This is a genomic window from Alkalibacterium sp. s-m-28, from assembly GCF_054658175.1.
Genome location: NZ_BAAGIQ010000005.1, coordinates 40,044 through 53,578, shown reverse-complemented (window position 1 = coordinate 53,578; position 13,535 = coordinate 40,044). Strand labels below are relative to the sequence as shown.

Annotated in this window: 13 protein-coding genes; 4 read left to right on the top strand and 9 right to left on the bottom strand. The window is 42.1% G+C overall.

The genetic code is table 11. The features are described from left to right. Nucleotides 1-337 precede the first annotated feature (337 nt). The 6 genes from ACYQ4S_RS01890 to ACYQ4S_RS01865 form a co-directional block, all read right to left on the bottom strand. Nucleotides 338-1,621, bottom strand: coding sequence for a YcjF family protein (locus ACYQ4S_RS01890; protein WP_346025062.1), 1,284 nt, complete (start codon nucleotides 1,619-1,621; stop codon nucleotides 338-340). Between the two features lie 143 nt (nucleotides 1,622-1,764). Next, nucleotides 1,765-2,490, bottom strand: coding sequence for a YrrS family protein (locus tag ACYQ4S_RS01885; protein WP_459768984.1), 726 nt, complete (start codon nucleotides 2,488-2,490; stop codon nucleotides 1,765-1,767). 278 nt (nucleotides 2,491-2,768) lie between these two features. Then, on the bottom strand, nucleotides 2,769-3,911 hold the full coding sequence (gene tnpB, locus ACYQ4S_RS01880) for an IS200/IS605 family element RNA-guided endonuclease TnpB (protein WP_459768982.1): 1,143 nt from the start codon (nucleotides 3,909-3,911) through the stop codon (nucleotides 2,769-2,771). Between the two features lie 336 nt (nucleotides 3,912-4,247). After that, on the bottom strand, nucleotides 4,248-5,387 hold the full coding sequence (locus ACYQ4S_RS01875; protein WP_459768980.1) for a zinc-dependent alcohol dehydrogenase: 1,140 nt from the start codon (nucleotides 5,385-5,387) through the stop codon (nucleotides 4,248-4,250). Between the two features lie 153 nt (nucleotides 5,388-5,540). Next, nucleotides 5,541-6,143 (bottom strand): ECF transporter S component, encoded by a 603-nt coding sequence (locus ACYQ4S_RS01870; protein ID WP_459768978.1) that lies wholly within the window; start codon nucleotides 6,141-6,143, stop codon nucleotides 5,541-5,543. Between the two features lie 28 nt (nucleotides 6,144-6,171). Beyond that, nucleotides 6,172-6,603 carry a MarR family winged helix-turn-helix transcriptional regulator gene (locus ACYQ4S_RS01865; protein WP_346025058.1) on the bottom strand — a complete coding sequence of 144 codons (432 nt, stop codon included), beginning with the start codon at nucleotides 6,601-6,603 and terminating at the stop codon, nucleotides 6,172-6,174. 158 nt (nucleotides 6,604-6,761) lie between these two features. Here ACYQ4S_RS01865 and ACYQ4S_RS01860 point away from each other — a divergent pair, with 158 nt between their 5' ends. Beyond that, nucleotides 6,762-8,453, top strand: a complete 1,692-nt coding sequence (locus ACYQ4S_RS01860; protein WP_459768976.1) for an NFACT RNA binding domain-containing protein — start codon at nucleotides 6,762-6,764, stop codon at nucleotides 8,451-8,453. A gap of 66 nt (nucleotides 8,454-8,519) precedes the next feature. On the opposite strand, the gene pyrR is transcribed toward ACYQ4S_RS01860, so the two are convergent. The 3 genes from pyrR to lspA are packed head-to-tail and all read right to left on the bottom strand — an operon-like array spanning nucleotide 8,520 to nucleotide 10,456. After that, the gene (gene pyrR, locus ACYQ4S_RS01855; RefSeq protein WP_346025056.1) at nucleotides 8,520-9,065 is read right to left on the bottom strand and encodes a bifunctional pyr operon transcriptional regulator/uracil phosphoribosyltransferase PyrR; all 546 of its coding nucleotides are present in this window, start codon (nucleotides 9,063-9,065) and stop codon (nucleotides 8,520-8,522) included. A 16-nt stretch (nucleotides 9,066-9,081) separates the two neighbouring features. Continuing rightward, nucleotides 9,082-9,987, bottom strand: a complete 906-nt coding sequence (locus ACYQ4S_RS01850; protein WP_459768974.1) for an RluA family pseudouridine synthase — start codon at nucleotides 9,985-9,987, stop codon at nucleotides 9,082-9,084. A gap of 1 nt (nucleotide 9,988) precedes the next feature. Further along, nucleotides 9,989-10,456, bottom strand: coding sequence for a signal peptidase II (gene lspA / locus ACYQ4S_RS01845; protein ID WP_459768972.1), 468 nt, complete (start codon nucleotides 10,454-10,456; stop codon nucleotides 9,989-9,991). A 207-nt stretch (nucleotides 10,457-10,663) separates the two neighbouring features. Here lspA and ACYQ4S_RS01840 point away from each other — a divergent pair, with 207 nt between their 5' ends. From ACYQ4S_RS01840 to ACYQ4S_RS01830, 3 genes are read left to right on the top strand one after another with little or no spacing between them, the layout of a single operon-like run. Next, on the top strand, nucleotides 10,664-11,311 hold the full coding sequence (locus ACYQ4S_RS01840; protein WP_459768970.1) for a YkyA family protein: 648 nt from the start codon (nucleotides 10,664-10,666) through the stop codon (nucleotides 11,309-11,311). Nucleotides 11,312-11,324: 13 nt separating this feature from the next. After that, entirely contained in the window at nucleotides 11,325-12,218 is an 894-nt protein-coding gene (locus ACYQ4S_RS01835; protein ID WP_459768968.1) for a polysaccharide deacetylase family protein, read from the top strand. Beyond that, the gene (locus ACYQ4S_RS01830) at nucleotides 12,218-13,459 is read left to right on the top strand and encodes a putative glycoside hydrolase (protein ID WP_459768966.1); all 1,242 of its coding nucleotides are present in this window, start codon (nucleotides 12,218-12,220) and stop codon (nucleotides 13,457-13,459) included. Before ACYQ4S_RS01835 ends, ACYQ4S_RS01830 begins: the two co-directional genes overlap by 1 nt. The last annotated feature ends 76 nt before the right edge of the window (nucleotides 13,460-13,535 follow it).

Genomic DNA, 13,535 nt, shown 5'->3' with positions numbered 1-13,535 from the left:
ACTAATAAGAAAAGGTCTTGAGAAATAACTTCAAGCTATCGCTTGACCTAAATTCATCTCCCACTTTCACTGGTGCTTCGTACCCATACGTTTAGAAGTGGGAGACTTCTTTCGGAATTACGTTAAAACCGGTTGTTAATCTTTATATTCTTATTCCAATTTTTTCTAACAAGCATAGTTGCACCTAATAAATTGTCTATAGCAATTAATCTAATTATTCTACAGAATAGGCCTGATTGTAGAACGCAAGATTGTTTAAAAGTAAATTATTATAAAGTCGATTTTTCACAAAAAAGCCTGATAGGGGAAACTAAACCTATCAGGACAACGTATTAACCTATTTATTTTTGTTAAAAGGATTGTGCCGGCTGACAAATTTTGAAAGGGCACGGCTTGCTTTCTGAGCTCTGCTTGGACTTTGAGTGTCTTCTTCCATCTCCTGGTAGGTCGTGTAGGCCTCATTCAACGTATCATCCCCTTCAAACTCGAGATCTTTTGTCTTGAGTTCCTTGCGGTTCAATTTTATATTCTTCTTAAATTGACTGCGCATAAGACGTTCGACCAGTCCCAGGTCTATGCTTTCGCCTTCCCGCTCTTTCGCAGCTATAATACTCAATACTTCGATGTAGCTGAGTCCGAGAGCACTTGTCACGATCGAAGCGGTCGTCCCGCTGATCAGTCCACCTATAAGGGTACCCGCTCCTGGAACGAACTTAAATGCATTCGCGACAATGGTTTTCCCGATCATAGTAGCTGAACCGGTGCCTCCTACAGCAGCAATCAGACTGACTATGGTCGACTTATCCATTGAAATCCCGAATATAGCTGTAATGTGAGCGAGTAAAGTGACTTGCATGGGAATCAGTACAGAGGCATCTGAAAACGGAATCGGCGCGAAACCGACTCCGAATGTAGTCGCCACATAACGGGAAGCCCAACGTCTGGCCGCTTTAGCTTTGCGCTCGATATCAGCGTGCTGGGCGTTCATAAAAGCATCATGTGCCTCTTTCGGTATCAGTTGAAGCGTCTTGTCGATCAGTTCTTTTAGACCAAATGCTGGAATAACATAATCTTCTGTAATTTCATAAGGTTCAGCCATAATGTTCTGAACAGCTGCTACTGGAAGATTGAGATTCTCCAGGTACGCGTTGAACTCTTCAGCAGGCTTACCGATCGATTGGGTCAGAACCAGTATGACTGGAAGAACAGAGGAAATTTCTTTGATCAAGTCGATTTCCGTCTCCTCTATTCGTGATGAATTAGCCTGAATGCAGTAGTAGACGGCATGAACAGCATCTCTGGTCTGCTTGTTCTGTTCAACTAGATCGAAAATTTCGTTCTTTATATCTTTTTGAACTTTCGGGTTCAATTCGAGCCCTCTGGTATCATACAGAGTAATTGGGATACCTTTTTTAGATATACGCCTTAAATGTTTAGTAACAGGCTTCCCTATTCCGGTATCTGCAAGGTTTTCCCTGAACACACTGTTGATCAAGGTACTCTTTCCAACTCCTGTTTTTCCGGCAATCAGAATATTGACAGGGTTCATTTTTTCAATTTCAGCTTCGGTTTTCTCAAGGATGTCTTGAATCATATTGTATTTATTGTCTGAAAATTTCATAGGCGCCTCCTATTCTTTTATATCATTTTAACATGTTAGGCGGATGAAAACGAAAAAGATGCGTCTGTTCCCTTATATTTATGAGCAAAAAAACCTGCCCGTTCATCAGGCAGGTCGTAATCGATTAAATTAACCGGTAGAACTTATCTGAATTCTGCAGGGACTTCCGCAAGTTCCTCAACACTAGTTACATGCCACTGTCCGTCTCCGAACTGAAGGAGCACACGATACACATCATTGCGTCCGCTGTCGGACATGACTGCAAAGACTTGTCCAGGACCGTTGTTCCCTACACGCCAGGTGATCATATCACTCTGGTTCAGCCCAGTCACAGATGATACAGCATTGGCGATTGCTACACGGTCGCTTGACCCTTCACTGTAGTTCGTATTGTGACTTTCATCCAGCGGTGCATTTTCAATAACTTCATAGCTGGTTTCATCCGATGTATTCTCTTCTTCTTCCTCTGAGTCGACTTCTGTATCTTCAGCAGTCTCATCGTCAGAATCATCGACGAGTTCTTCATCAGCATCACTGGCTTCTTCTTCACCATTATTATTCTGATCTTCTTCGGCAGGTTCTTCTTCCCAGTCGTCTTCATCCTCGTCTTCAGTATCAGTAAGGACTTCAGATTCAGGTGTGCCGTTATCAGCATCAAAATCGACCGCAGATTCCCTATTCATGAATATAAATGCCATGATCCCAATCAGCACGACCAGCAATACAGCTATGATTCCGTAATAGATTTTTTCAGGTGTATTATTCTTAGGCCCTTTTGGTGTATTTGGTGTATTTGGTGTATTTGGTGTATTTGGTGTATTTGGTGTATTTGGTGTATTATTCTTTCTATTTGTCCGTGTCTGTTTCATATTTCAGTTGCCTCCATAACAAGTAGTTGATGATATTAAGTAAATTATACCACTGTTAAAAAGTGTAGCACAACGAATAGAATCAGGCAATGACAAATCAGATACAAAACCGACAAAAGCGTATCAAATGACTTAGTTTATTGAACTACACCCACTTTCGCTCACGCTTAGAAGTGGGCGATTCCTGGGAACAAAGTAGACTTGATACGCCTTTTCTAGAGTATCAGCGGTTGCTTTTATTTACCAGGCTAACCCCGTAGTCCCTACGGTTAGTTACGTTAAACAGGCTGTATCAGTGTTTTAAGCCCTTCGTTTAGAATGTTGATGCTCGCATTGATATCTCGGTCATGATGCACGCCGCATGCCGGGCACAGCCATTCTCTGATGATGAGAGGTTTTTTTCCATCGATATGCCCGCATGCTGAACACAGCTGACTGGAAGGAAACCATTGACTGACTTTGATCAGAGAGCGGTTATGCCATTCAGCTTTGTAAGTGAGCTTGTCGACAAAGGCAGACCAAGAGACGTCTGAAATCTGCTTAGCTAACTTCCGGTTCTTTTTCATTCCTTGAATATCAAGGGCTTCAATACAGATCACATCGTGGTTTTTGATGAGCGTTGTACTAAGCTTGTTCAAGAAATCTTGTCGTTGATTCGCTACTTTTTCGTAAAGTCCAGCGACTTTAAGGCGTTGCTTTTGATAATTCTTGGCAGCCGTCAACTCTTTGCCGTCTTTCTTTGCCTGGTCATAGCGACGGGAGAGTTTGCGCTGTTCTCTTTTAAGAGTGGCTTCCATTTTAGATGTAAAGCGATGATTGTCTTCTTTAACTCCAGTAGACAGAACCGCAAAATCAGTGATCCCTAGATCAATGCCGATAGCCGCACCCGATTTTGTTTCCGCTATCATTTCAACTTGACAAACAACCGAAACAAAGTACTTTCCCGTCGGGGTTTTGCTTATAATCGCACGCTGAATGGTGCCCTTGACGTCTTTACTTTTGGCAAAGCGCACCCAGCCTAACTTAGGGAGTTTGATTTTATTCCCTAACACCACAATATTGTCATTCGTCCATTTTGTTGTATACGATTGACGGCCGTGGGTCTTCCGTTTAAATGCAGGGTAGCCTTTTTTCTTCTGGAAAAACCTGTCAAAGGCATCTGACAAGTGTTCCAGAGCGGCCTGGAGGGCGATACTATCCGGTTCTTTAAGCCACAGCGTGTTTGACTGTTTTTTTAGTTGAGTCAAAGCAGCGGAACATTTAGTGTACGATAAGCCCTTCCCGGTTTCTTTGTATGCCGTCGTCCATTCATTTAAAAAATGATTGTAGACAGAGCGAGCGGATCCGATTGTTTTGTGTATGTGTGCTTTCTGTTTTTCATTGGGGTAGAGACGATATTTATAGGCTTTATACCTGAACATACATTCCCCTCCTCTTTAAGTTAAGATTACCTTAAAGAGAGCTTTAAATCAAGGGGAACACATCTCTTTATGTGACAAGTAACTGCAGGAAGAGGTCTGTTTTTTACAAAAAAACAGTTGAGCATGCTCAAGCGTCATTCATCACCCGCTTATAGAAGCGGATGTCTTCTGTCGCAACACGATAAAAAATAGCGAATTATGTAATAATGAGAGGGAATAAGCCTGTAGACTTCAACACCTTTATCTATACTATAATTTAGTTAATTAAGCATAACTAGAATAAAAACCCGTTCTGAGAGGTGAGTTCCCTCGCAGAGCGGGCTGAGCCTGACCGGATTATGGTTTCAGGACAAATTTAATGTTGTTGTCTTCTTTTTTGTCGAACAGATCATAGGCAGTAGAGGCTTGTTCCATTGGCATGACATGCGTAATAATGTCACTTGGATCAATGTCGCCTTTCATGATCATGTCGTAGAGTTTCGGCATGAGATGAGGCACAGGCGTCTGTCCAGTCTTCAGTGTGATGTTTCTGGCGAAAATATTATTGATCGGGAAATTTGATCCTGGAGTCAAGTATACACCTGTCACCATGATCGTTCCAAATTTCTTCACGGCAATACTAGCCATTTCCAGAGGACTAGTTGTTCCCCTCTGTGCTGAAATTAAATTGGTAACCTTCTCGATTTTACGCTCTTTTCCGTCCATAACTACACAGTCAATAACAACGTCAGCTCCACCGTTGGTCATGTCTTTCAATGCCAGGCTCGGTAGATCGACTTCTTCAAAGTTCAATGTTTCTACTCCGATTTTCTTGGCTGAATATTCCAGACGATTAGGCACACAATCGACAGCTATAACTCGTGCTGCACCTTTCAGCTTGGCGAATTTTTGAGCCAGCAGGCCGACAGGTCCAGATCCAAGCACAATGACCGTGTCTCCTTCTTTCACTCCAGAATGTTCTACACTCCAGTAAGCTGTAGGAACAATATCCGATAAGAAGAGTACTTTTTCGTCCGGCACTGACTGGTCAGGTATTTTGAAGGAATTCTGATCTGCATAAGGCACACGTAGAAACTCTGCCTGCCCGCCTGGGTAGTCACCATTCAGTTTTCCAAATCCAAACAATCCACCATAATCAGTTTCCGGATTTTTATTTGAGTTGTCACATTGGCTTTCCATATCATGTTCACAGAAATGACAATGTCCGCAACTTACATTGAAAGGGACAACAATTCTATCTCCAACTTTTAGGTTCTTGACCTCTGGACCGACCTCTTCGACGACACCCATCGACTCATGTCCGATAACGTAATCATCATCCAGCACCAGATTTCCATGGTGATACAAGTGCAGATCGGATCCACATATCGCAGTTGAGGTTACACGAATGATGGCATCTGTCGGTTCCTGTATCTTCGGATCAGGAACAGTAGTGACTGCTATCTTTTCTTTACCTTGAAACGTTACTGCTCTCATTGTAAAACTCCTTTTTATTGTATTTTACAGTACCACCAATTCATTTACATTGAAAACAATAACACTTAATATTTAAATAAAAAACTCTTCATCAGCCTGCTTTTCCTTAGTGGTAAAAGGAGAAGCGTCAGATGAAGAGTCATTTATCAGTAATTATTTTTTCATCGTGATTTTTCTTAATGGTATTGTTACTAGAGGTGCAATGATAGCTGCTGCAATAGCTTCTGCTACCCCATTCGTTCCTACTATGATTGCCAAAGCTCCAGCCAGATTGCTGATGTCTACATCAATTGCCTGAGCGTAAGCTTCTCCGAAAAAGAGATAGATGAAAAACAGGACAAAAATTGTATTTGTAAAAGATCCTACGACCGACGCACTGGCGAGTGCCACCTTATCTTTCTTTGGAAACAGTCTGTGTGACAGACGATAAGACAGTCCAGTAAAGAGTCCGATCAGCATTCTAGGAACAAGAGCGATCATTGGATGTGTCCAGAGCAAAAGATCCAGGGGCGTTGCCGGCATAGTATAGGCACGTATCATTCGAGTGATTCCCCAGACTGCACCGATAATGATTCCGTCTGTTGTACTCATAGTCAACGTTGCAACAATGACTGTGATATGTATGATCGTCGGATTGAGCGGTGGAATTGGAATATTCCCCAGAAACGGCACAAAGTTCTGAATCAGTATGATTGCAGTAAGAATCCCCAGTAAGGCGATACGATGGGGTTTAGACATTTTCTTGTTAGTTAGCATTCGTTTTCCTCTTCTCTTACCTGTTCTATTATATGCGGTTGGTCATGCTCCGGTTCAGTCTCCCGATTAGAACTGTCAGCATATGGACCTCTTCTTCAGTCCAGCCGGAAAGAATGGACTCAAACTTCTCTTCAAGATGTTTATGATAATTGGAGAATACATCCAGGGCTTTATCAGTTAGTGTGAAGTAAGCATATCGTTTGTCTTCTCCAGTGGTTTTAGTCACAAATTCCTTTTTGACAAGTGCATTCATCTGTCGACTGACTGTTGATTTATCCAGCCGGCTTTTCTGAGTAATGTCTTTTAGCGTGTACTCATCGTTGCCGATCAGTTTGATCAGATTTATTGCCGAGCTTGACAGACCATGTTCATGAAGCATCAGTTCAGCTACCTGCTTGTAAAGCTGATTCAGCTCTGTGACCTTTTCTAGCAGCGCATCTGTATTGCCTGGTGATTCCATTCAATTACCCCTCTCTTTAAATGAAAAAGCTGTGAACAATTGTACACGTCAACTATACCACGCCTTATTCTATTCAGCAATCTTTTTAATAGAATTGTTGATGTATCGGAAAAGTGCTATACTATAGAAGACTTTGTACAATGAAAGGAGTTTTTTTAATGTCTTTTGACGGGTTATTTGTCCATGCGCTTACAGATGAATTGAAACAAACATGTGAGGGCGGCCGTATTTCTAAAATACAGCAGCCATATGAAAATGAAGTTATTCTAAAAATTAGAGCAAACCGAAAAAACGTGTCTCTTCTATTGTCTGCCCATCCACAGTATGCCCGTGTTCAGCTGACAACGATTCCTTTCGAGAATCCTGACAGTCCTCCTCACTATTGCATGATTTTAAGGAAGTACCTAGATGGTGCAGTCATCGAATCAATTACTCAGAAAGAAAATGATCGTCAGCTAGTCTTCTCATTCAAGAGCAGAAATGAACTTGGGGATATGGAGCACCTTTCTCTTATTGTTGAAATAATGGGGCGTCACAGTAACATCCTGCTGGTCAATACGCCGGATAACAAGCTGATTGACGCAATCAGACATGTACCGGCCAGCCAGAATACTTACCGGACTTTGCTGCCTGGCGCTGAATATCGGCCGGCACCCGATCAGCATAAGAATAACCCCTTTAATTATGATGGTCCCTTCCCTGTATCAGAATTGAATACTAAAGATAAGATCAAATGGGTCCAGTCAACCTTGCAAGGATTCGGTAAAGATTCGGCAGTAGAACTTGTCCACCGTATAGAAACTCAAACAGAAGATTCTCCTGAAGCAGTTTATCAGCAGTTCATGCAGATGTTCAGTCCTGAACGTATTCAACCGACATTGATTAAGAATGGCAATAAGGAGACCTTCACCCCTTTTGACTACCATTCAATTGAAGGAGAGCGTATTAGTTATGATTCCCTGAGTAGCTTGATGGACCGTTATTTCCAGGATAAGAGTGAGCGGGACAGGGTCAATCAGCAGGCTAATGACCTGACTCAACTGGTCAGTACCTTTTATCAGAAGAACGAGAAAAAACTGGCAAAGCTTGAAAAAGAGCTAAAGGACACTGAAAAAGCTGATCAACTACGTGTTAAAGGAGAAGTGCTGACTGCCTATCTTCATGAGGTGAATAAGGGGCAGGAAAAGGTCGACTTGCCTAATTTTTATGAAGAAAACCAGATGATATCAATTCACCTGGACCCTCAGAAGACACCAGCAGAAAACGCACAGAAATTTTTCTCTAAATATCAGAAGTTAAAGAATGCCAAGGTTCACCTGGCTCAACAGATTGCTGCCACGAAAGCAGAAATGGCTTATTTTGATACACTGCTCACCCAGCTGTCTATTGCTTCTATTTCTGACTTGGATGACATCAGACAGGAACTGCGTGATGGTGGGTATTTGAAGAAACGCAGCAGTAAAAAGATGAAACCGAAGAAGTCAAAACCTGAAGCTTTCACGTCTTCCGACGGGACATCAATTCTTGTTGGAAAGAATAATACACAGAATGATGAACTGACACTGAAAAAAGCGAAAAAATCTTATTGGTGGGCTCATGCTAAAGACATCCCAGGTTCTCATGTCATTATTGAAGACAGTGAACCTAGTGAAAAGACCATTGAAGAAGCTTGTATGTTGGCCGCGTATTACAGTAAGTATCGTCTGTCTTCTTCTGTTCCAGTAGATGTCGTTCAGGTTCGCCAGATAAAAAAACCGAATGGTGCTAAACCAGGTTACGTCATTTATGAGGGTCAGAGTACGTATTTTGTCACACCAAGTGCAGAAGCTGTACGCTCACTAAAAGCATAGGAAAGACCGAGTGACTACTTGATGTAATCACTCGGTCTTTAACGTTTATTGTACAACCCTCTTTTTTTAATTAGGTTTGATAATTTCTACGGCATCTTTGCCGTCGATCTCTTTCATTGATACTTTAACCTGCTCGGATTTTGATGTAGGAATATTCTTTCCGATATAATCAGCTTTGATCGGAATTTCTCTGTGTCCTCTGTCCGTCAGAGAAGCGACCATAATTTTTTCGGGACGGCCAAGGTCGATCACAGCATCCATTGCCGCTCGAATCGTTCGACCGGTATAAATGACATCGTCGACCAGGATCACTACTTTTCCTTTAACAGAAACGGGAAAAATCTGTCCTTTTACTTCAGGATCTTCCACTTCTTCTGGAAAATGTCGATCATCACGGTAAAGGGTGATATCCAGTTCGCCAACTGGAATATCCTGTCCTTCAATCTCGGAGATTTTAGAGGCGATTCTATTTGCAATATATACTCCTCTTGTTTTTATACCTGCTAGAATAACATTGTCTATCCCTTTGTTTCGCTCGATGATCTCGTAGGAAATTCGTGTAAGTGCCCTGTTCAAGGCCACTTCATCTAAAATTGATACGACTTTTGACATGAATAGTCTCCTTTCCCTACAGTCTTCTGATGTGATCTAGTGTTTCTTCAAATGATTCTGGCAGTGGAGCTGAAAACGATAGTCTTTCTCCTGTAGTCGGATGGACAAACTGCAAAGAGGCGGCGTGCAGGAACTGTCCTGGTCCTTCAAGCGTTTTTCTTGGTCCGTAAAGTGGATCGCCAGCCATGCGATAGCCGATATATTCCAGATGTACGCGAATCTGGTGCGTACGACCAGTTTCCAGGTTCAGTTTTAAAAGAGTAAAGTCGTTGAACCGTTCAATCACTTCGAAATGAGTTACAGATGGTTTTCCATTTTCGACAACTTTATATTTTTTACGATTTTTAGGGTCGCGTCCGATCGGAGCATCGATCGTTCCACGGTCATTTTGAATGACCCCATGGACGAGCCCGATGTATTCACGTCCGGCAGTCTTATCTTGAAGCTGTCCAGCCAGTTTTTCGTGAGCCACGTCATTTTTAGCGACCATCAGAAGACCCGATGTGTCTTTGTCGATTCGGTGGACAATACCGGGTCTGATCTTCCCGTTGATTCCTGATAAGTCTTTAATATGATAAAGCAATGCATTGACCAGAGTACCACCTTCATGCCCCAGAGATGGATGAACCACCATTCCCTGAGGTTTGTTGATAACAACGACATCTTTATCCTCATACACGATATCGATCGCTATGTCTTCTGGCTGTGCATCGATCTCTACAGGTTCAGGAATGGATAGTGCAATAACATCGTCCTGCTGCAATTTATAATTTGCTTTTGACGGTTCACTGTTCACGGTAACCTGTTCATCCTTAATCCATCCTTGGATTTGAGATCTTGAATGATCCGGCAGCTGATCAGCCAGAAACTTATCCAGTCGTCCTGATTCATTTTTAATAGTAAAGGTGTAGCTTTCTGTCATTCTATTGTCCAACTTTCTTCTGATTTCTAATCTCGTCTATAACAAGGTAAACGATCATCAGTCCAACTCCTACCGATAAAGCAATATCTGCTATATTAAAGATCGGAAAATTGATGAAGTCAAGTTTTATCATATCAACAACATACTGTTGAATCAGTCGGTCGATGAAGTTTCCAATTGCGCCTCCAAGTATCATACTTAGCGATAAGCCGATAAGTATATCTTGCTTGCCTAACGTATGCAGATAATAAATGACGACACCTACAACGACAACCGTAACGATGTAAAAGAACAGCATCTGGCCCTCAAGTATACCCCAGGCTGCTCCCGTATTGCGATGATGAGTAAACGACAGGACATTTGGTATCCATTCTACTGTTTCTCTAAATGGAATAGTTGAAACAGTCAAATACTTGGTCAGTTGGTCCAGTCCGATGATCAGAACTGCCAAAGTGTAATAAAGTATCATAAAATCCTCTTTTCTTTAGTAGACTTTCTCATATTGTACAATATTTTTGCGATGAAACCTACCTTTACTGAAAGATTCTCTCAATCCCTTACTTCATCAAAGAAACAATATAACTCGATTACACCCATTACAGTTTAATTAGATAAAGAAGTCTGATATACTCGAAAAGTAATCGTATATATTTAAAACAATAAAGGAGATCACTAAATGATTCGAAAGCGATGGACATACTTAGCAGTCAGCTCAACGGCCTTACTTTTAGCTGGGTGCGATGATGGAGAGAACTTAGAAGATATGCAGGAGGCCACACAGGAACTGGACCGATTAAGAACAGAGACTGCGGATGAACTGAATCATTTATATGATCTGGAAACTGATCTGCAGAATAGTTTCAGTGAAACACTTGAATCGGATGATGAGTTGACTACTTTAGGTGATGGCTCTTCCCCGGTATTCGAAAATATTGAATCCAGAGAAGCTGTGTTGGAAAACATAGCAGCACATGAAGAAGAAATGAGCAAACACCAGTCAACGCTCGATACTTATGAAGGCGAACTGCTGGATCAATCAGAAATCGATGCAGTTATGTCTGACGTCGATACTTTTACTGATCAGCTCATCCAGTATAGAGAAAATTACCAGGCTGCCCTCTCTTCACAAGACAGCTATTTCGTCAGTTTATCTGAAAATGGCGCGACTTATGAAGACTTCGTCGACGGCATTCAATCAATTAATGACGAACGTGACGAACTTAGAGAATACCTGCTCGTACTTGACGAGACACTGGTAGACTTTGGTGAAAGTTTAGACCAGCTGCAGACATCTATTGATAACCAATTGACTGAGGATGAATAAGGAGAAGAAGACTATGAAACGAACATTAGCTACTCTATTTTTAGCCTCATCTCTTATATTGACTGCCTGTGATACCTCAGATGCAGAATACGATTCGGATGAGCAGTCTGAACCTGTTGAAGACAGTTCTGAAGAAACCAGTGAAGGTCAAGCTGATATGAATGACGATGATCACTCTAATGAAGTCTCAGATGATGAAGAAGACGTGGCAATAGATGAACCTGAAGAATCTTCATATCTTTACGAAGTCAACGAAAATGACATAGCTACAATTCAAGTGATTGAAGGCGAAGAAGCAAACGAACGTGTCGCCCTTCTTACTTATGATGATGCACCAGATAATTACGCCGTGGACATTGCTGAAGCGCTTGTCGAACATGACGCTCCTGCGATTTTCTTCGTTAACGGAATGTTTATTGAGAGTGAAGAAGGCCAGGAGATGCTTAGAGAAATTCACGAGATGGGATTTGCCATCGGGAACCATACACACACCCATCAGAGCCTCCCTTCTTTGAGTGAAGATGAACAGACTGAGGAAATCATGAAGACTAGTGACCTTATTGAGGAAATCATCGGAGAGCGTCCTCGCTTCTTCAGAGCACCATTCGGTCAGAACACTGATCATGTCAAGGAACTTGTTAGAGAAGACGGGATGGTCCTTATGAACTGGACCTATGGCTATGACTGGGAATCCGGCTATATGGAAGCTGAGCCACTTGCTGATATTATGGTCAATACCGAACTGCTAAGACCAGGAGCCAATTTGCTGATGCATGACCGTCGCTGGACTCTTGAAGCCACGCCTCAAATTATTGAAGGCTTAAGAGAAAACGATTATGAACTGGTGGATCCCGACTTGATTCGCTCCGCCACTCCAGAACAATCAGAAAGCGAGGAAACAGATTAATGAAACTTAATTTAAAGAAACATGTATTTTACTCTGCAGCCTTACTAGCAGTTGCTTCTCTTTCCCCATCAGTCGTTTCAGCCGATGAAAATGATACTGTTGATCAGCCTGAAGATATCGAGACAACTTACCTGAACTATACTCAAGACCCCCTTCTTTCTGTACCGGAAAGTTTCCCCCGTCAGTTTAAATTTGACAGCGGAGTAAACATCGACTATCCAGAAGACGGCGTGAAAGGTATTTTCGTCACTGCCCATTCTGCAGGTGGATCCAGACTGGAAACATTGACCGAACTGCTCAATACGACTGAACTGAACAGCATGGTTATCGATGTTAAAGATGATTACGGCGATATTGTCATGCCGATAGAATCCGATCATGAATACGTCAATCAGTTCACTAATAACATTGTTGAAGCTGAACCTTTGATGGAACATCTAGAGGAAAACGATATTTACCCAATTGCACGTATTGTCGTATTTAAAGATTCCAGACTGGCTAATGAACGCCCTGATCTGTCATTTACTGAAGATGACGGATCCGTATGGGCTAACCGCCGCGGAGAAAGCTTCGTCAATCCATATGAACGTGAAGTATGGGAGTATAATGTTGAAGTGGCCCGCCAGGCAGCTAAGCTTGGCTTTAAGGATATCCAGTTCGACTATGTTCGCTTCCCTGAAGGATTTGAATACCGTGATGAAGACCTGAACTATTCTCGAGGCGATTACGAAGAGAGCGATCTAGATAATGTCAAGCAGCGTGTCGATGCTGTAACTGAATTCGTAGCTTATGCTCGCCGTGAACTTCAGCCTTACGATGTCGATGTATCTGTAGATATCTTCGGTTATGCTGCAACGCGAGAAGAAACTCCTGGTATCGGTCAGAACTTTTCAAGAATTTCTGAGAATGTCGACGTGATTTCTTCGATGATTTACCCTAGTCACTGGGGTGCAGGATCATTAGATATTGAGCGCCCAGATCTTGAGCCGTATAATGTCATCGCAAACTACATGGAACTCGAAAACGAAATCCTTGATAACCTGGGCGACCGTGCCCCTATTTCCCGCCCGTGGATCCAGGACTTCACAGCATCTTATCTTGGTTCAGGATGGTACATGAATTATGGCGCTGAAGAAGTCAGTGAGCAAATTCGCGCCTTGAATGAATATGGAGTGGATGAATTCCTCTTATGGAATGCAGGAAACCGTTATTCTGAAGGTGCTACCTACAGTTTTGATTAATAGGCGTAAAAATTAAAAATCTCTCGTTGTTGTTCGCTAATGAATGACTTCGAGAGGTTTTTTGTGTGAAATACGT